The 18126-nt window shown below is 61.7% G+C and carries 17 protein-coding genes and 1 pseudogene; 8 read left to right on the forward strand and 10 right to left on the reverse strand.

Features of this window, described 5'->3' with window-relative positions; genetic code table 11:
• Positions 1-2487 (reverse strand): AAA family ATPase (locus EN884_RS03150; protein WP_245491895.1); only part of this gene is annotated, 2487 nt, incomplete at its 3' end.
• A 215-nt stretch (positions 2488-2702) separates the two neighbouring features.
• Between EN884_RS03150 and EN884_RS03155 the strand changes: the two genes are divergently transcribed.
• From EN884_RS03155 to EN884_RS03165, 3 genes are all read left to right on the forward strand, one after another.
• Positions 2703-2975: a DUF4242 domain-containing protein gene (locus EN884_RS03155; RefSeq protein ID WP_063169628.1), complete on the forward strand. Its 273-nt coding sequence runs from the start codon at positions 2703-2705 to the stop codon at positions 2973-2975.
• Entirely contained in the window at positions 2953-3240 is a 288-nt protein-coding gene (locus tag EN884_RS03160; protein ID WP_013528686.1) for a hypothetical protein, read from the forward strand. The genes EN884_RS03155 and EN884_RS03160 overlap by 23 nt, the downstream gene beginning before the upstream one ends.
• Positions 3241-3312: 72 nt before the next feature.
• Positions 3313-3804 carry a hypothetical protein gene (locus EN884_RS03165; protein ID WP_063169627.1) on the forward strand — a complete coding sequence of 164 codons (492 nt, stop codon included), beginning with the start codon at positions 3313-3315 and terminating at the stop codon, positions 3802-3804.
• Positions 3805-3866: 62 nt separating this feature from the next.
• Here the strand turns inward: EN884_RS03165 and msrA are convergent, their stop codons facing one another.
• The 5 genes from msrA to EN884_RS03190 form a co-directional block, all read right to left on the reverse strand.
• On the reverse strand, positions 3867-4604 hold the full coding sequence (msrA, locus tag EN884_RS03170; RefSeq protein ID WP_063169626.1) for a peptide-methionine (S)-S-oxide reductase MsrA: 738 nt from the start codon (positions 4602-4604) through the stop codon (positions 3867-3869).
• Positions 4605-4746: 142 nt separating this feature from the next.
• Positions 4747-5025: a hypothetical protein gene (locus EN884_RS03175; protein ID WP_027162827.1), complete on the reverse strand. Its 279-nt coding sequence runs from the start codon at positions 5023-5025 to the stop codon at positions 4747-4749.
• A 102-nt stretch (positions 5026-5127) separates the two neighbouring features.
• Positions 5128-5826 (reverse strand): DUF1223 domain-containing protein, encoded by a 699-nt coding sequence (locus EN884_RS03180; protein WP_063169625.1) that lies wholly within the window; start codon positions 5824-5826, stop codon positions 5128-5130.
• Positions 5827-5977: 151 nt separating this feature from the next.
• Entirely contained in the window at positions 5978-6289 is a 312-nt protein-coding gene (locus EN884_RS03185; protein ID WP_244514250.1) for an endonuclease domain-containing protein, read from the reverse strand.
• Between the two features lie 168 nt (positions 6290-6457).
• Positions 6458-7630: a pilus assembly protein TadG-related protein gene (locus EN884_RS03190; protein WP_063169623.1), complete on the reverse strand. Its 1173-nt coding sequence runs from the start codon at positions 7628-7630 to the stop codon at positions 6458-6460.
• Positions 7631-7817: 187 nt separating this feature from the next.
• On the opposite strand from EN884_RS03190, the gene lepA reads away from it, so the two are divergent.
• From lepA to EN884_RS38500, 5 genes are all read left to right on the forward strand, one after another.
• Positions 7818-9623 (forward strand): translation elongation factor 4, encoded by a 1806-nt coding sequence (lepA, locus tag EN884_RS03195; protein ID WP_063169622.1) that lies wholly within the window; start codon positions 7818-7820, stop codon positions 9621-9623.
• A gap of 267 nt (positions 9624-9890) precedes the next feature.
• Positions 9891-10463, forward strand: coding sequence for an ABC-three component system protein (locus EN884_RS03205; protein ID WP_063170410.1), 573 nt, complete (start codon positions 9891-9893; stop codon positions 10461-10463).
• Entirely contained in the window at positions 10460-10981 is a 522-nt protein-coding gene (locus EN884_RS03210) for an ABC-three component system middle component 5 (RefSeq protein ID WP_063169621.1), read from the forward strand. Before EN884_RS03205 ends, EN884_RS03210 begins: the two co-directional genes overlap by 4 nt.
• Positions 10968-12896 (forward strand): AAA family ATPase, encoded by a 1929-nt coding sequence (locus tag EN884_RS03215; protein WP_063169620.1) that lies wholly within the window; start codon positions 10968-10970, stop codon positions 12894-12896. The genes EN884_RS03210 and EN884_RS03215 overlap by 14 nt, the downstream gene beginning before the upstream one ends.
• A gap of 260 nt (positions 12897-13156) precedes the next feature.
• Positions 13157-13549 carry a hypothetical protein gene (locus EN884_RS38500; RefSeq protein ID WP_244514249.1) on the forward strand — a complete coding sequence of 131 codons (393 nt, stop codon included), beginning with the start codon at positions 13157-13159 and terminating at the stop codon, positions 13547-13549.
• Positions 13550-14061: 512 nt separating this feature from the next.
• Here the strand turns inward: EN884_RS38500 and EN884_RS03230 are convergent.
• The 4 genes and pseudogenes from EN884_RS03230 to EN884_RS03245 all read right to left on the reverse strand — a co-directional run.
• Entirely contained in the window at positions 14062-15702 is a 1641-nt protein-coding gene (locus EN884_RS03230; protein WP_063169619.1) for an ABC transporter substrate-binding protein, read from the reverse strand.
• 507 nt (positions 15703-16209) lie between these two features.
• Positions 16210-17157, reverse strand: a complete 948-nt coding sequence (locus EN884_RS03235) for an alpha/beta hydrolase (protein ID WP_128360466.1) — start codon at positions 17155-17157, stop codon at positions 16210-16212.
• Positions 17154-17834, reverse strand: a complete 681-nt coding sequence (locus EN884_RS03240) for an isochorismatase family protein (RefSeq protein ID WP_063169617.1) — start codon at positions 17832-17834, stop codon at positions 17154-17156. The genes EN884_RS03235 and EN884_RS03240 overlap by 4 nt, the downstream gene beginning before the upstream one ends.
• Positions 17835-17937: 103 nt before the next feature.
• Positions 17938-18126 (reverse strand): annotated as a pseudogene (locus EN884_RS03245) (aminopeptidase P family protein); the annotation flags it as partial.

Consider the following 18126-nt stretch of genomic DNA (forward strand, 5'->3'; position numbering starts at 1 on the left):
GGTCAGATGCTCTGCGATCCGCTTGTTGGAGAAGCCGCGCTCGATCAGTTGCAGCACTTCCATCTGGCGTTGGGTCAGGCCGGCGCTGTTGGCGCGCGTGGTCTGGCGCGGCCCCCGGGCGATGCGAATGACGCCGTTGCGCCGCATGATTTCGCGCACATGGCTCGCAACCGGCTTGGCTCCAAGGGTCTCGAATATCTCGAGTGCCGCACGCTGCGCCGGCTCATCGCCCTGGGCGAGCGCGAGCGCACGTTCATAAGGTGCGTTGAGATCCGCCCAGACCGCGGCCGCCCCTTGCCAGTCGCCAGCCAGGAGCATTCGGTACGGCGCGGCCATGCCGGCCGTATCCCCCGCGTCGCTACCGGCGGAGAGGATCTGGCGCCAGCTGGCCAGTTCGGCAAACATAGCCCGCGTCGGCGACAGGGTCTCGGCAAGGTCGATCAGCCGCAGCGCCTCGGCGATTTCCGCCTCGCCGAGCCATGCCTGCTCGGCGACGATGGCGGCGTACGGCAACAGCCGCTGCAATTCGGCTCCCCTTTCCAGGAACCGATTCATTTCCGCCAGCAGTGGCTCGGCCGAAGGATCTCCGCGCCGAAGACGCAGTTTCACCAGGGCCACCAAAGCGGGATAGCGGACCAGCGCCGTCGCCTGGTCATTGCTTATGACATCCAGAGCCTCGGCGGCGGCTTCGTTCCAGTATCCCTGACGCAACAACAACTGTGCCCGAACCCCACGCATATAGTCACGCCAAGTCGCCAGATCGTTCTCGACGCAATAGTCGATGCCGCGATCAAGGAAGGATTGAGCCTGGCTGTAGCCCAATTGGTTGATCTCGCCACAGGCGCAATTGGTGAAGGCACGCGCGGCGTGCTCCTGAAAATTCTGCTCCAGCGCGATTTCAAGGCTGCGGGCGAGATGCAGCCGGCTGCTGGCCAGATCCAGCCACTGCTCGGCGGCGCCGACATTGTTGAGCGCGTGACAAACGACATCCTGCCGGTCCAGCTGCTCGGCAAGCTCGATCGCCCTGCCGCCCAGCGACAGGGTCTCGTCGAGCCTCTCGGCCAGCATCGCCAGCTGCGAAAGGTTCGAATAGGCCATGGCAAGTTCGGCACTGGCGGGAACTGCCTCCAGCAACGCGACCGCCTGGGCGCCGAACAGGTCGGCTGCCGGGCGGTCGCCCAACAGATAGGCGAAGCGCGATAGCCACCTGAGGCTGTCGCCTTCCTTCAGCGTGTTGCCAAGCGCCTTTTGCAACGCGCGGGCTTGTTCCTGCGCCTTGATGGCCTCGTCAATGCGGGCGATCAAGTGACACTCGAAGGCATACTGCTCGTAAAGTCCGGCGCGTTCTTCCACGGGCAAGGTGTCGGCCTGCCGCAAGGCGACCTCATAGTAGCCGGCGGCGTCGCGATGGGCGCCGACACGCGAAGCCTCGCGCGCGGCGATCGGCGCGAATTCGCGCACCGCCTCGAAATTGTGCGCTTCCACGGCGTGATGGACCAGGCGTGCGGTGGCGACGCCGCCGTTTTCAAGCAGCGCCGACAGCGCGCGCTGGTTGAACAGTCTCCTGTAACTTGTCGTCAGCATCATCTCGATGGCGCGGCGTGCGATTTCATGGCGGAAGGCATAGCCATCGCCCAGATCGTCGAGCAGCCCATTCGACACACATTCCGCCAGCTGTCCGGCGCTGGCGACGCCGCACAGGCCCTGCAGAGCCCAAGCATCGGCCCGCCTGGGAAACACCGACACCGCGTCCAGCATCGAGCGGGCACCGGCGGACAGCCGTTCGGCCCGCGCCACAACGGCGTCCCGCACGCTGGCCGGTGGCGTCATCTCATTGTCGGCACACAGGAGCTCGGTGACGAAGAAGGCATTGCCGGCGGTGACCCGGTAGATGGCGTCGCCATCTCGGCCGGCAGCGCTGGCGAGCGACAGGACGGCCGCCTCGCTCAACAGCGGCACGTCGATACGGGCAACGTTGCCCGACGGAATTTCACCCAGCGCCCGGCGCACACGCGCCTGTCCTTCGCTGCGGTCGGTGCGCGCCGTCAACAGGACCAGGATGTGGGTGTTGGCGATGCGCCGGCCAAGAAAGCGGACGAAATCGAGCGTCGCGTCGTCCGCCCAATGCAGATCCTCGATTACCAGAAGCGTCGGCTGGGTCCTTGTCTCGAACACGTCGAGGGCACCGGAGAACAGTGGCAGCCGCTGACCCTGCCTGGCGTCGATCGCCTGCGGCATCGCCCATTGCGCCTCGCGGGCGAGGTCATAGAGCGGTCCGAGCGGATCGGGGATCGACAGGTCCTCGCAGGCGCTGCGCAAGATGCGCGTAGCCTTGGCCGCGCCGGCGACGAAGGCCTCGACCAGTGCGGTCTTGCCGGCGCCGGCCTCGCCCGACAACGCCACCACGCTGCCGCGACCACGCGCGGCTTCGGCGAGAAGTCCGTCCAGCTGCTCCAGCTGTGTCTGCCGTTCCAGAAGCATGATCATCCGCTTTTCGTGATCCGGGTCGCCGCCGCACCCCGCTTTCGTCAGGCAGGATAGCGCGGCCCGGTATCGGCTTTGTGGCTCCAGCAGTGAACGCCGTTAACATGGGGAATCGTCCCACGAAACATAGGGAAAGGTTCCGATGCGCGCCCCTGGCGAGCGTGATCAATGTCCTCCGCGCTCAAAACCGGGCGTGAAACAGTAAAAAGGAACCTGATATGCCTCGCTATGTGGTTGAACGTACATTTCCCAACGGCCTCAGCGTGCCGGTGAACGAGGCCGGCGCCGATGCGCTGGGCGGCGTCATCATGCGCAACGCGGAGAAAGGCGTGACTTGGGTGCAGTCCTTCGTCTCGCCCGACAAGAAGCAGAGCTTCTGCATCTATGACGCGCCTTCGCCGGAAGCGATCCGCAGCACGGCCCAGAAAAACGCGCTGCCTGTCGACAAGATCACGGAGGTGCGGGTTCTTGACCCTTACTTTTACCGTTGACCCGATCGATGAGTATCAAACTGCCCTTCGCGGCGACGGCAGCGTGCCTGACGAATCGTTCAGCGGGCCGTCGGCGGCGTCGAGACCCGTCGGACGAGACCCGTTACCGGGCCGGGCTTTCTGGCGGCTGGCCTCGCTGCTGTTCGCGCCATTGCGCAAGAGTCGGCGTCGATTGCCTCCGCAGGACGATTATCTGAGACGCGACATCGGCCTGCCGGAGCTCGAGGGTCTGCCGCACTACTGGGACTTCACCCGGTACCAATGATGCGTGCAGCCGAGATCCGACGTCGCAGCGGGAGCGGCGGCTCCCGCGCGCCATCAACAAGGAGGAGAGAACATGAACATCCATCTGTGGACCAAACACCTCATCAACCTGTCGATCGCGGCCACGGCGGCCAATGCTCACAACGCTGGCGCGCTGGACGAGAAGGTGCGGGCAGCCAACAGCCGCTTCGAGAACGTGGCGATGGCGACGGCCGAGGGCTATGCGCCGATCCCTTGCGCCAGCGGCATCACCGGCGGCGCCATGGGCATCCACTATGTCAATGCCGGTTATCTGAAGGACGATGCGGTCGAACTCGCCAAGCCCGAGGCGGTGATGTACGAGCCGATGGCAAACGGCAAGCTGAGGCTGGTGGCCGTCGAGTACATCACCTCGAAAGGTCCGGCTTCGCTGGAAGGGCAGCTGTTCAATTTCGACAGCGCGCCCAACCGCTACGGTCTAGGCCCGTTCTATGAACTGCATGTCTGGGCCTGGAAGAAGAACCCGGCCGGCACCTTCGCCGACATGAACCCGACTGTGTCGTGTGACGCGATGAAGGCCATGTAGCCGGCAGGGGCGGGGCGGCTGAGTGCGCAAATCTCCCCCCGCGAGGGGGAGATTGGGCATTCTTAGTTGCTCGCCGACAGCACCAGCACCGGCTTCTCGCTATAGAGCGCCGGGAACAGGGCCTTCAGGTTCGCCACCTTGGGCAGGTCGTTGTAGACGATGTAGGGATAGGTCGGGTTCAGCGTCAGGAAGTCCTGATGATAATTCTCGGCCGGATAGAAGGTCTTGCCGGTTTCCAGCGTGGTGACGATCGGCTCCGGGAACACCTTGGCCTGGTCGAGCTGGGCGATGTAGCTTTGCGCGATCTTCTTTTGGGCATCGTTTTCGGCGAAGATCGTCGAGCGGTACTGCGTGCCGGAGTCCGGACCCTGGAAATTCAGCTGGGTCGGGTTGTGGGCGACCGAGAAATAGACCTGCAGCAGCTGGCCGTAGGTCACCTTCGACGGATCGTAGGTGATCTCGACGGATTCGGCATGCCCGGTGCGGCCTGAGCCGACCGTCTCGTAGACGGCGGTGTCCTTGTCGCCGCCGGTGTAGCCGGAGACGGCCTTGGTGACGCCCTTGACGTGCTGGAACACGCCCTGCACGCCCCAGAAACAACCGCCGGCGAAGACTGCCTTTTCAGTGCCGGTGGCCGCCTTCTCGTCGAGCGCCGGCGGCGGGATCTTCACCGCGTCCTCGGCCGAAACCGCCGGCGTCAGCCAGAAGGCGGCGCCCGCGGCGGCCAGCGCAAGAGCGGCGAGCGCGCTGCGGAAGACGTTCGACGATTGTCTGATGACTGGTTTTTGAATGTCGGTCATGGCTTGAGCTCCTGTGACGTCCATCATGTGGAGTCTATTGGATAAGATACGATCATGCGACGGGCGAGTTGCGGCCGAAGCCTCACTTTCACGTGCATCCGGCTTCGGACCCGCGGGACCGAAGCCGGAAACAGCACCGCCTTTACTTGGCCGGAGCCATCGCATCCGTTGCCGGCTTCATGGCGTCAGCCGCCGGCTTCATGGAATTGGTGGCCATCGGGTCGGCAGGCTTCATCGCATCCGTTGCAGGTTTCATGGCGTCTGCGGCCGGCTTCATCGCATCCGCGGCCGGTTTCATGGCATTTGCAGCCGGCTTCATCGCATTGGTCGCGTCGTCGGCACGGGCGATGCCGCCGGCAAACAGCGCCGTCGAGCACAGAGCGAGAGCGAGCGCCGGCAGCGTCAGGCGGGAAGTGGTCATGATGATCTCCTTGGGGTTGGCGTTGAAGGCGCGCCCTCTTGGCGGCCGTGCTATGCGGCGCCGCTCCATGCGGCGTTGCGCAATTTCTTGTCGAAGCGCGATCTAGTCGGTCGCGGCAGCCAGGATCGGTCCGCCACCGGGCGACTGCACGAGCACGGCGGTGCTCAGGCCGCCGGACGCGGCGGGCAGAGGATATGTCGCGGCCGCGCCGGTCCAGCTGCCGAGTTTTTCGAGCGCATGCACGACATTGGCGTGCGGCAAGGTGCGGCCGGTGTTTTCGCCGCGCGAAACCGGCACCTCGACCACGCCCTTGGCATAGCGCACCAGCCAGACATCGGCGTGGCCGCCAGGTGCGGCGCCGGCGCCGATGCTGATCCTGCCGCCATCGAGTGACAATGCCGGGCCGCTTGTCCGGCCGCTCGCCGCAATCAGCTTTTCGATTTCGCCGGGTGCGGCACCGACGACATCGGCATGGCCGTTGACCACCACTTGCGGCGTGAACGGCCCGTCATGACCGAGCGCCGGCTCATAACTGACCTGGCGCCGGGTGAATTCCTGTTTTCCGAAGATATCCTTCCAGCCGAGATAGTCCCAGTAGGTGACGTTGAACGACAGCGCCAGCACGCCGGGCTGGTCCTTGACCTTGATCAGATTGGCATTGGCCGGCGGGCAGGACGAGCAGCCCTGGCTGGTGAACAGCTCGACCACGCTGAGCGGCTGGGCCGCCGCCGCACCGAGCGACGCTGCCAGCGCAATCGCCGAGAGGCTGGACACTTTGATGAACGTACAGGATCGCGACATCGGCTTGCTCCGTGGGCGGCGGCGCCTGGAAGCACCGCAGATATCCCCACTTCGCCGCTGTCGGCGCCTTCGTTACAGCGCTCACCGGTTTGTGATCGGGCCGCAGGCGTTCTTCCCTTCTCCCCCTGTGGGAGAAGGGAAGAACGCGCCCCTACCGCCAAGGCTGTAGGCTGGTATCCCGTACATAGGCGATGATGGTATCGCTAACGGCGTTCATGTCTTTCAGAACGTCATCGTTCCAAAAGCGCAGAATGCGAAAGCCTTTCTCTTCCAGGTGAGTTTTGCGGACGCTGTCAGACTCCAACTCCGCATGCTGGCTGCCATCGATCTCGACGACCAAGCGTGCTTCGAAGCAGACGAAATCGGCAATGTACTTTCCAATGGGAACCTGGCGCCGAAATTTTATCCGGTCGAGCCTGCGGTCGCGCAGTTCATGCCACAGCCGGTCTTCCGCTTCCGTCATTACACGCCGGAGCGAACGGGCGAAGCTTCGTTTGGCTGGCGGGACAGGTTGATGCGGCATGGCTTAGATTAGCCAGCTATTGCGCTCCGTCCAGCACCCCTCATCCGTCTCGGCGCTACGCGCCGATCCACCTTCTCCCGCAAGGGGAGAAGGCAAGAGGAGCAGCATCTACTGCGTCAGCAGTGTGTCGGACGGTCGCTTGTTGAAGTCGCACTTGCCCATCACGCTGTAGAAGAAGTCGGCGTTCGTAACGTCTGGCAGTGGAGGATTGTTGCCGCCGTCTTCCCATGCCTGATCGCTGGTCTCGCTGCAGGGCACCACGGCGAAGATGTCGACGACCGTGTTGCTGGCAACCTCGACGGGGAGGTATTTGGAAGGGTTCAGGGCCTTTTGTGCCGCGGTGCTGTACCCGGCGCCGAGGTAGAGCCGGTTCGACGTGTCTGTATTGTTCGACCTGAGCGGGTTGACCGGCCCGGACGGCACATCCATCTGCAGATAGAGCTTGTCCATCGTGCTCACGTTGATTGTTGCGCCACTGCTGTTTCCGGCGGAATTCGTGGTCGCGCACGTCGTCTTGAAATAGACGGTGGAGCCGTTCGTTTTTCCGCTTTTTGCCACCGCGGTGCTTTTGTAAACTCCCGCAGTGGCCGTGAAATCGGTTGTTGATCCTACTGTCGTGCACAGTTGGGTCTGAACCAGCGTATCGGTTGGTCCCGTGGTAATAGTTGTCGTCCCGTAACCTTTCGGCTCGGCAGCGGTATAGGTCTTACCACCGCTCGTATAGGAATAACTATACGCTTTGTAGTTGTAGTTGGCCTTCATCATGGCCGTCGGCGTGGTCGTGGAGGTCCAACCGTAGGGAAGGCCGTACAGAGTCATGGTCTTGTTCCAGTAGCCCGAAACGTGATCGACATTGAACGTAGCTTCGACCAGCGCCGGCGTCTTGCTCACCGCCGACGCGACGCCGACCGTTACCGTGGGAATCCTGGCGATCTGCATGAACACGGTCGGCATGGCGAAACTTGCCGAGGCCTGCGCGGTGGCGGTGCCGTTGGCGCTGACGTCGAAGCTGTTCAGGGTCGCTGCGCCCCGCCCGCCGTTTTCTCTGTAGGTATCCTGGAGCATCACCTGGCGCTGCGGCTTCGTCGAGGCCGTATCCATCGTGGTGATCGACAGGATCGCGGCGTCGAGTGCCGCCTGCTCGGTCGACCTGGTCTGGACAGCGGAGGTGTAGTCGACGGAAAAGCCGATCGCGGTGATCAACGGTATCATGGCAAGAATGAGTATCGGTGCGAACGAGCCGCTCCGCGACTCGATAAAACTGCCTGCAAGCCCCCGCATGCCTTCGTCCTTACATCAGATATTTCCCTCCGCCAACATCCCGTTCGCAAATTATGCTCTAACGGGCTTGGTTAAAATTTATAGATTTTTCGCGAAAAGCGCGAAAAAAGCGACAGGTGCCCGTGCTGCCTGCTCCGGCAAAGGCGCACAGCTTGCTCGGGCAAGCCACCCCTGCTAAACGCGCGCCATGAGCACGCCCCTCGACCACATCCGCAATTTCTCCATCGTCGCCCATATCGACCATGGCAAATCCACGCTTGCCGACAGGCTGATCCAGCTGACCGGCGGGCTGGAGCTGCGCGACATGAAGGAGCAGGTGCTGGACTCGATGGACATCGAGCGCGAGCGCGGCATCACCATCAAGGCGCAGACGGTGCGGCTGAAATACCGCGCCAACAATGGCGAGGACTATATCCTCAATTTGATCGACACGCCCGGACATGTCGACTTCGCCTATGAAGTGTCGCGGTCGCTGGCCGCCTGCGAGGGCTCGCTGCTGGTCGTCGATGCCTCCCAGGGCGTCGAGGCGCAGACGCTGGCCAATGTCTACCAGGCGATCGACAACAACCACGAGATCGTCGTGGTGCTGAACAAGGTCGACCTGCCGGCCGCCGAGCCCGAGCGCATCCGCGAGCAGGTCGAGGAGGTGATCGGCATCGACGCCTCCAACGCCGTGCTGATCTCGGCCAAGACCGGCCTCGGCATTCCGGATGTCCTGGAGGCCATCGTCCACCAATTGCCGCCGCCGCGCGAAGGCGACGCCACGGCACCCCTGAAGGCGATGCTGGTCGACAGCTGGTACGACGCCTATCTCGGCGTCATCGTGCTGGTGCGCGTCATCGACGGCGTGCTGAAGAAGGGCCAGACCATCCGCATGATGGGCACCGGCGCCAAATATCTGGTCGAGCGCACCGGCGTGTTCACACCGGCGCGCATCAATGTCGACGAGCTCGGCCCCGGCGAATTCGGCTTCTTCACCGGCTCGATCAAGGAAGTGGCCGACACGCGCGTCGGCGACACCATCACCGAGGACAAGCGCGCCACCGCCAAGGCGCTGCCCGGCTTCAAGCCGGCGCAGCCTGTGGTGTTCTGCGGCCTGTTCCCGGTCGACGCCGCCGATTTCGAGGATCTGCGCGCCGCAGTCGGCAAATTGCGCCTCAACGACGCCAGCTTCTCTTTTGAAATGGAAACCAGCGCCGCGCTCGGCTTCGGCTATCGCTGCGGCTTCCTTGGCCTCTTACATCTCGAAATCATCCAGGAGCGGCTGGAGCGCGAGTTCAACCTCGACCTGATCGCCACGGCACCCAGCGTCGTCTACCGGCTGGCTCTGACCGACGGCTCGATGAAGGAACTGCACAACCCGGCCGACATGCCCGACGTGGTCAAGATCTCGGCGATCGAGGAGCCGTGGATCCGCGCCACCATATTGACCCCCGACGACTATCTCGGCGGCATATTGAAACTCTGCCAGGACCGGCGCGGCATCCAGGCCGACCTGTCCTATGTCGGCAAGCGCGCCATGCTGATCTACGATCTGCCGCTCAACGAGGTCGTCTTCGATTTCTACGACCGGCTGAAGTCGATCTCCAAGGGCTACGCCTCCTTCGACTATCACCTGACCGACTACCGCGAGGGCGACCTGGTGAAGATGTCGATCCTGGTCAATGAGGAGCCGGTCGACGCGCTGTCCATGCTGGTGCACCGCACGGCGGCGGAAAAGCGCGGAAGGCAGATGTGCGAGAAGCTCAAGGAGCTGATCCCGAACCATCTGTTCAAGATCCCGATCCAGGCGGCAATAGGCGGCAAGGTCATCGCCCGAGAAACCATCTCGGCGCTGCGCAAGGACGTCACCGCCAAATGCTACGGCGGCGACGTCTCGCGCAAACGCAAGCTGCTGGACAAGCAGAAAGAAGGCAAGAAGCGGATGCGGCAGTTCGGGAAGGTGGACATTCCGCAGGAGGCGTTTATCCAGGCCTTGAAGATGGGGGACTAGGTCCTTAAGTAGTTTCAAAATAGAAAAAGGGTGCTAAACTGGCCGTGGCTCGGGGGTGATTCATGGCAGCAATTGCAGACTACATTTCTGAAATAATTAGCTTTCTAGTAGGTCTGGGCGCTGGTTCGCTCATAACATTTCAAATTATCAAAAATCGAGCAGGCCCTGGTGGAAACGCCGTTAATCAGGGTGGCGCTACCGCTGGTGGCGACTTAGTAGGACGTGACAAGACGATCACGAAGTAACGTGTCGATAAAGGCGCGTAGCGTGACGGCAAATTCAACCACAGTCGATCAGTCGGGAGCCAGCGCGGGTCGCGACATGGCGGCTCGCGACATCAACCATACTTACAAGAACATCGCCGCAAACCGCGTAAGCGCGATCGAAAAGCTGTTACAAAAGCTTGAGCTTGAAATTGAAAGAAATCAAGTAGCCAGAGACACCATCGACAGACTCAAACGGTTCTATTCTCAACGATCGCACGACGGTGTTCGGGGACTACGCGCAAAGTTGAGCGTGAGTGGCCGAGAGGATTCCTACTCTGATGCCATCGAAATGAAGGAAATGTTCGTCAAACTTCTAGAGCGCTGGTCTCATTATTATTCTGCTCAACAGATAATCGTATATCTGTTGGCGAGAGCTGAACGGCAGTTTAATGATATAATCCTCCCACAAATTTCTACATGTGGCGTGGTGGAAATAAACAAGTTCATGAATGAGCTAATTGTGATTCCAACTGTTGAGGACTGCGGTGCAAGCGTCCTGGAGGTAGATCATAACACCGCAATGGGGATGATTTACTGGCTGGCAGAACAATGTTTCGTCCGTTGGCATAAATGACTCAGCTCTCCTTTCAGCCTGCTTTTGACGCTTTTCATGCGGTTTTTAGGTTTTTACGTCTACGAAATGTGCTCGGCCCTTCGGAGGCGCTGGCCTACGATAAGTTGCGGATTCTGGATTTCTACCTTTTGTTCCCTCACAAAGTTCGGGACATTCGGCTGACAGCCCAGCATCAGAAGTTCAAAAAGCTATCAGACCGATATGCTTTTACTAAACCTTATGGCGAGCTACCCGATGCCAGGTTGGTATTCGAACGTATGCGCCCTATGCAAGCAGCGGCCATTCAAACCCTTGCCGCCAAGTCTTTGGTGAGTGTCGATGCGCTTGCGCAAAAGGAAGTTAGAGCCACAGGGTCCACAATTCCTCGGAGTCTCGCGGAACGAGTAGCCGAGATCAACGAATCTCAGTCCGACCTCATGGATTTCTTGGCCACTCTGGCATCGGACTATCCTCTGCAAGGGGATAACGGGCTGAAGGCGAGAACTGGCCTGTTGGAGCATCGATATGATGCGGTATGAGCCTACGCTGATAGTGACGCGTGTTGTGGTCGAGCGGGGTCATCTCGTTGTTTACAACGAACAGTTCCATGAGGGCGTTAATGTCGTCCGTGGTGATAATTCCTCCGGAAAATCGACTGTTTTAAATTTCATCTTCTATGGACTCGGGGGAGAACTCGCCGATTGGAGCGCAGTGGCTCGCCTTTGCACGAGAGTTGTCGTTGAGGCGCGTATAAACGGGCGCATAGTGACCCTTAGCAGAGAGATTTCCGAGTCGACCGGGCAGCAGCCAATGGAAGTTTTTGGTGGCCCATACGAGATGGCGACAGGGGCTGCCCGATCCGACTGGATACGCTATCCATATAGAGGTACGAGCAATCGCGAGAGCTTTTCGCAAGCAATATTTGGCCTCCTGGGAATTCCGGAGGTATCAAGCGATCTGTCCGGCAACATAACTATGCATCAGATACTTAGATTGCTGTACGCTGACCAGCTAAGCCCAATAGAGGACATCTTTCGTTTCGAAAGATTTGATCAAGCAAATTTGCGAGATACGGTAGGACGACTCCTTTGTGGCGCATACGATAGCGATCTTTACGATAACGAGCAAAAAATAAAGGAGTATAGCAAAGAGCTGGACAAGGTAATTGGGCAGCTACACTCGCTATTTACGATATTGGGCAGAGTAGGAGGGCCGGACCAGGGATTAACTACCGAATGGATTCAGGCTCAGAGACATAACCTGGAGAAGGACCGGGCTGCGGTTCAGACTGCGATCGAACAATCTGAGGCCGCACTTTTTTCCAGCGATGCAAAGGACCAATTCACACTGGACTCGCAAGAAACCGCTTACAGGCGGGTCCAAGAGATTCAGTCGAGCCTCGTGCGGACCCGTCAAGAGCGTGACGCCCTCACGCTTACGATCGCTGATTCCGATGCTTTCATTGTTAGCCTCCGGAACAAGATCGAGGCCCTGAAGGACTCTGAGAATGTGGTCGAAAATATCGGAGAGGTCAGTTTTCAGTGGTGTCCAGCCTGCTACGCGCCTTTGGAGGATGAGCCTGCTCCACATTCTTGCCATTTGTGCAAAACGCCATTTGACTCCGAACAGACCCAAGTACGCATTTCCGGTCTGATTCTTGACACCAGCCTCCAGATCAACCAATCGGAGGAACTTCAAAGGAAGCGAAGTGAGCGCCTAACCCGATTGGATATTTCACTGCGGCGACTCGAAGAAGATTGGCAACAGGCGTCCCAACATCTTGCTTCGGTGCAACGATTGCCATCGACTACATTACGAGACCGTATCGGAGAATTGCACCGACGAGCCGGATACTTGGAGAGACAGGTCGAAGATTTAGATCAGAAGGCCAAATTGGTTGAAACTATACGAGAGCTTTCGAGTCGGCGCGAGGAGCTGGAAGGTGCTATCGCTGGGCTAAAATCCTACAATGATGCACTTCGCGCTCAACAGCAGAATAGACTATCCATCGCCTATACTCGTATCTCTAACGAGGTTAAGGAGCTTCTACGCAACGATTTGAGGCGGCAAGATATATTTGAGGACCCTGAAACTATCAGCTTTACGTTTGGGCAAAACAAGATCGCTGTAGACGGGGAGAATTACTTCTCGGCTAGCTCCAGAGCGATTTTGAAAAGCAGCTTCTACCTGGGATTCCTTGCTGCAGCAACTAAGACGGAGTTCTTTCGCCATCCCCGCTTCTGCATGATTGATACTCACGAAAACATGGGGGTGGAGGCAATCCGCAGCCAAAACTTCCAACTGCAAATCCTCCGTATCTCGAAGGAAAGTAAGGTAGAGCATCAGATAATCTACGCGACTGCGATGATCGAGCCGATCTTGGAAGACGAAGCATATGCAGTCGGGGCGTTTTCCACGAGCGACGAAAAGACGATTGATATCAGGTTAAATTGAAGTGTGAGTCGGGATGGCATCATATCCTGCGCGAACGCGGCGATGGGGCCACGAAATGGCCATTTCTCCGATTGCGTGGCTCTGAGAAGCGCGACTGTTGTGTTCGGGAGGGCAGACCCACCTCGGGGTATTCTCTCCCCTCAAATGCGCACCACATCAGACACCACCGCCGCGGTCGGCCTTGCGGCGGCGCCTTCGGGCTGGCCGGCACCTTCGTCGCCAGCGCGCCGCTGCGCGAAACGCTCTGGACGATCGACGGCGTGGCTCTCGTGGTCGCCACCGCGCTGCTGACGATGAAACACCAGCGGCTGGGCAATGATTGCATAGCGGCCGGCTTCCTGACCTTCCTGGCCGGCGAGACCCTGTTGATGGCCGGCAATGCGGCGGGGCTTGAGGCCAGCGTGCCGTCCTATGTCGGCGGCATCTCGCTTTGGGCGGCCGCACTGGTCATGGTCAGCGCGCCGAAGACATTCGCCCTGTGGATGCGCCTCACCGCGCTCGTGGCCGCCGCGCTGTTTGTCGTCTCGGCTTGCATGATCCTCTGGGGCGCGCCCTTGCTGCCGACCTCGGCGCCGCTGCCCGCCGCCGGCTATCCGTTCCTGGTGCTGACCTTTGTCGGCTGGATCTGGACGCTGCTGAAGCCGGCCCGGTGAGCCTTTGTTCGCTTCCGTACCAAACGTCCGGCCTGGTTGATCGGGCATCGGCGGAACGGTAAAAAATCCGGGCGGCGGACCCAGGTTCGCCAGTGGCCGGCGCGGGCTCAGGCAACTGCCTCACCGGCATTCGCGCCGGCCATTTTCAACCCGTCAGATGATCGCAGCGATCCACCGGCTAGCCCTGCACTTGAAGGGGCGCTGACGCTTCTGACCTTCTCCCCTTGTGGGAGAAGGTGGATCGGCGCGCAGCGCCGAGACGGATGAGGGGTGCGTGACGGAGTGAGGCGGTGAAGGTTCTGCTCTGGTTCAGGGCGTTTACTGTTGGCGTATCGCCAAGCTGGAACACCCCTCATCCGTCTTGCCGCTGCGCGGCAATCCACCTTCTCCCACAAGGGGAGAAGGTTAGAAATGCCGGCGCATCACCGTCGCCCGGCCCTTCGCAGGCTCAGAGCGTTCGAGGCTCGTAAAGCCAAGCAATTGGCTTTACGTCCGCTAGCGCGGACCGCCTCTCAACTCTCAATCCACACCTTCTCAAAGTGCTGCTCCAGCGCCTGGTGCTGTTCGCAGCCTTCGACGCCTTTGCGACAGGTCCGGTAGACCGAGCGCCAGTAGGGTTGGATGATGATGCCCGAGTCGCGCAGATTCTGCTCGATCTTGCCCATGATCTCCTTGCGCGCCTTGGCGTCGGGTGTCGCCAGTGCCTTGTCTAGCAGCGTGTCGAATTCGGGATTGGCGTAGGCGCTTTCGTTCCAGGCGGCGCCGGATTTATACGCCAGCGCCAGCACCTGGACGCCGAGCGGGCGGCCGAGCCATTCGGTGCAGGAGAAGGGGTATTTGCTCCAGTCGTTCCAGAAGGTGGCGGCCGGCAGCACGGTGCGCTTGATCTTGAGGCCGGCCTCGCGCATCTGCGCGCCGATGGCGTCGCCGGTGCTCTTTTGCCATTCGACATCGACGGAGATGAGCTCGAATTCGTGGTCTGATTTGCCGGCCTCGGCCAACAGCTTCTTCGACTGCTCGACGTCACGCTTCGCCGGGCCGATATCGGCATATTCGGGGTGCATGGGGCCGACATGGTGATTTTCGGCGGGCTTGCCGCGGCCGCCGAGACCGAGCGCCAGCACGGCGGCATTGTCGACGGCGAGCTGGGCGGCGCGGCGCACCTTGACGTCGTCATAGGGCGCGTTGGCGACATTGAAGCGGGCGACGATGGTCGAGCCGGTGGCGATCTCGGAGTTCATCAGCCCCATCTGCTCGGTCTGCGAGACGGCATCGGAAGCGGTCTCGTGGTCGGTGTCGATCTCGCCGGATTCGAAGGCCGAGAGCATGGCGTTGGGGTCGGAGCCGTAGTCGACCCATTTGATGCCGTCCAAGTAGAATTCGCCCTTCCACCAGGGCTTGTCTTTGCGCTTCACCTCGGCACCGGTCTCGGCATCCCAGCTGACCAGCTCGCAGGGACCGGTGGTGATGGCCAGCGCCTTCAGGGGATCGCCGTCGCCCTCATAGGAGCGGTGCATGATCAGTGCGGGATAGTCGGCCATGCCGGCGATCAGCGAGATGTCGGGCTTGGGCAGGTTCAGCTTGATGGTGAAGTCATCGACCTTTTCGATGCCGCCATCGACCACCTTCTTGGTGTCGGCATTGACCAGCGCGCCCATGCGCGCGGCGACCGAATTGCCGGGCACCGAGGCATCGCACCAGCGGGTGAGGTTGTGGATGACATCGTCGGCGTTGAAGGCATCGCCGTTCGACCACGAGATGCCCTTGCGCACATGCAGGGTCAGCATCCTGGCGTCGTCGCTCGCCTCCCAGCTTTCGAGCAGCCAGGGCTCGAAGGAGAAGTCGGTGTTCCAGCGCACCAGATATTCGTTGCAGTGGCGGGCAACGTTGGACATCTCGACGCCGTCGAAGGTGCGCGGGTCCTTGAAACCCTTGACGTTCATGGCGACGCGCAGGACGCCGCCCTTCTTGGGTTCCGCCGCGCGGGCAGGGATGGTGCCAAGTCCGCCCAGCGCCAGCGCCCCGGCGGCGCTGACGCCGAGCCCGGCCATCAGCGCCAGATATTCGCGGCGGTTGATGCCGCCGGCCTTGAAATCGTCGGCCACGGGTTTGGCTTGCGGGTGGAGTTTGCGGTCGGTCAGCATGAATTTCATCGTCGTTCCCCTGTTGTTGATGCATGCCGCCCAAAAGTGCCCAGCGGTTTTGGGACAATGGCATGCACAGAAAAATCGCCCCGGCCGATCGACAGGCGCGGGGGCGGACGCGACCGCCGGGGCGCCGTTGCCTGAGGGGGAATGATAGAGCGGGGTGACGCCGCGGAGTGTTCGCTTTTCCGCAGTGATTGTGCGGGGTTCCGCGGGGGGAGTCGGCGATTGGCGTATGCGTTGGACGATGGCGCGGCGCGAATCTCCCTCCTTGAGGGGGAGATGTCGCCGAAGGCGACAGAGGGGGTCGGTACGACGGGACTCGACCTCCTATGTTCCATTGTTGAAAAGAGGATGCCGGCGCTTCACGCGAGACGCCCCCTCACCCAGCCTCCGCTTCGCTCGGCTGACCTCTCCCCGAGGGGAGAGGAGACTTGCAGCGCCGGCGCTTCCCTCTTCTCCCCAGCGGGGAGAAGGTGGCCGCGAAGCGGCCGGATGAGGGGGCCTTCGCTATGTTCAATACGGCCACTCACCCCTGCCCAGCGCTGCAACCGCAGCCACGATCCGCGCAAACGCTTCCGCCGCCGCCGGCACCGTGGTGCGGGCACGCAGGAAGCTGTGCACCAGCCTCGGCTCTTCGTGCCACCACGCCTTGCCGCCGGCGGCCAGAATGCGGTCGCGGTAGGTCTCGCCATCCGAGGACAACGGGTCGCATTCGGGGGTGACGATCACCGTCGGCGGCAGGCCGGTGAAATCCTTGTCGCGCAGCGGCGCAAAAGTCGGATCGTCAAGCGATTGGCGCCTGGCCGAACGGACGTCGCGGTAGAAGGCGATGTCGGCCACCGACAGCAGCGGCGCGTCGGCGTGTTCGATGTAGGAGCCGGCGCGCTCGTCGCCGCCGAGCTCGGGGTAGATCAGCACCTGGCCAATGGCAGCGCTGGCGTGGCGGCGCGTCGCCTGCGCCACCGCCGCGGCGAGATTGCCGCCGGCGCTTTCGCCGCACAGCACCAGCGGCAGGCCTGATCTCGCCGCTGCCCATTCGAAGGCGGCCACCGCATCATCGAAGGCGGCGGGATGAAGATGCTCCGGCGCCAGCCGGTAATCGACCGACAGCACGTCGAAACCTGTGCCGGCGCAGAGCTCGGCGCAGATGTCGTCATGGCTTTCGAGCCCGCCGAGGATGAAGCCGCCGCCAAGGCGATGGTGGTCTACTACCACGGCGGCGTTGCCCTCGAGCCGGTAGCGCCGGACCGGGATGTCGCGGCCGGCGGCGGCGATCAGCCCGTCGCTGGCCTTGACGCCGGGCGGGCGGCCCTGGTGGAAAGCCCGGCTCATCCTGTCATAGACGGCGCGCTGCTTGTCGATCGGCAGGCCGATGATCTCGGGCGGATGCCAGGCGTTGACGGCGTCGATATAGGCCCAAAGGGCCGGGTCGAGCCGTGTTTCGTAGGGGCCGCGCGTCATAGATCGGCGTAGAGCGCGGCCGCGTTGTCGAAGCTGAAACGCAGCGGCACCGAGCCCTCGACCTGCCAGACGGTGACGGTTTCGCCGGCCAGCAGCCGGCAGGCGCCGTCGGTGTCGGTGACGGCGCCGCCATAGAGCCGGTTGGCGAGGTTGAGGATCCCGGTCTGGTGCATGGCCGCGCTGCCGCTGCCGCAGGCATCCTTGACCAGCAGCACGCGAAAGCCTTTGGCCACCGCATCCTTGACCGACGCGTCGATGCAGGCCTCGGTCCAGACGCCTGATATGACCAACCATTCGATGCCGGCCGACTTGATGTCGCCCGCCGCCGGCCCGGTGCGGAAGGCGCTGGCCTCGGCCTTGATCAGCAGCGCCTCGCCCTTGGCCGGCGCCACCTCATGGCAGATTTCGGTCAGCGGATCGCTCTTGTCGGAAAAGGCCGACTTGCCGTCCTCGCCGAGCGGATGAAACGGGCGGTCCTGCTTGTCGAGATCGACGATGTAGGCCCAGTGGTAGAGCGGCACCTGGTTCCGCCGCGCCGCCGCCTGCAGGCGCTGGACGTTGGCGAGGATCGTGGGAAAGCCCTCGACGAGGTAGCGCGGGTCCTGCCGGTGCTCTTCCTGCAGGTCGATGAAGATCGCGGCCACCGTGCCGGGCTTGAGGGAGATGGGCGTTTTCATGCGGCGCCTGCGTGATGCATGGGCGAGGCAGTCAAAGACCCTTCCGTATGCCGGCGGGACAGAGGGGGGCGCCAGGCAACGAGGCGCTCATTGGTTGCCCGTATCAAACCTGCGTCTCCAGAAACTCGTCCTCATAAGGAAAGCGCGACAGAAGCTCCGTGCCCGTCTCGGTGATCAGGATCTCGTCCTCCAGCTTGACGCCCTCGCGGCCGCCCTTTTCGCCGATATAGCTTTCGACGCTCACCACCATGCCTGGCACGATATGGCCGTCGCGGCCATAGGTCTCGTAATC

This window comes from Mesorhizobium sp. M7A.F.Ca.AU.001.01.1.1, from assembly GCF_004022735.1.
GTDB classification, from domain to species: domain Bacteria; phylum Pseudomonadota; class Alphaproteobacteria; order Rhizobiales; family Rhizobiaceae; genus Mesorhizobium; species Mesorhizobium ciceri.

Excerpts from the sequence above, each read along its gene's own strand:
- EN884_RS03155 (WP_063169628.1), top strand. The coding sequence starts at position 2,703 with ATGCCTCGCTATGTGGTTGAACGTACATTTCCCAACGGCCTCAGCGTG.
- EN884_RS03165 (WP_063169627.1), top strand. The coding sequence starts at position 3,313 with ATGAACATCCATCTGTGGACCAAACACCTCATCAACCTGTCGATCGCG.
- msrA (WP_063169626.1), bottom strand. The coding sequence starts at position 4,604 with ATGACCGACATTCAAAAACCAGTCATCAGACAATCGTCGAACGTCTTC.
- EN884_RS03175 (WP_027162827.1), bottom strand. The coding sequence starts at position 5,025 with ATGACCACTTCCCGCCTGACGCTGCCGGCGCTCGCTCTCGCTCTGTGC.
- EN884_RS03180 (WP_063169625.1), bottom strand. The coding sequence starts at position 5,826 with ATGTCGCGATCCTGTACGTTCATCAAAGTGTCCAGCCTCTCGGCGATT.
- EN884_RS03185 (WP_244514250.1), bottom strand. The coding sequence starts at position 6,289 with ATGACGGAAGCGGAAGACCGGCTGTGGCATGAACTGCGCGACCGCAGG.
- EN884_RS03190 (WP_063169623.1), bottom strand. The coding sequence starts at position 7,630 with ATGCGGGGGCTTGCAGGCAGTTTTATCGAGTCGCGGAGCGGCTCGTTC.
- lepA (WP_063169622.1), top strand. The coding sequence starts at position 7,818 with ATGAGCACGCCCCTCGACCACATCCGCAATTTCTCCATCGTCGCCCAT.
- EN884_RS03210 (WP_063169621.1), top strand. The coding sequence starts at position 10,460 with ATGACTCAGCTCTCCTTTCAGCCTGCTTTTGACGCTTTTCATGCGGTT.
- EN884_RS03215 (WP_063169620.1), top strand. The coding sequence starts at position 10,968 with ATGATGCGGTATGAGCCTACGCTGATAGTGACGCGTGTTGTGGTCGAG.
- EN884_RS03230 (WP_063169619.1), bottom strand. The coding sequence starts at position 15,702 with ATGAAATTCATGCTGACCGACCGCAAACTCCACCCGCAAGCCAAACCC.
- EN884_RS03235 (WP_128360466.1), bottom strand. The coding sequence starts at position 17,157 with ATGACGCGCGGCCCCTACGAAACACGGCTCGACCCGGCCCTTTGGGCC.
- EN884_RS03240 (WP_063169617.1), bottom strand. The coding sequence starts at position 17,834 with ATGAAAACGCCCATCTCCCTCAAGCCCGGCACGGTGGCCGCGATCTTC.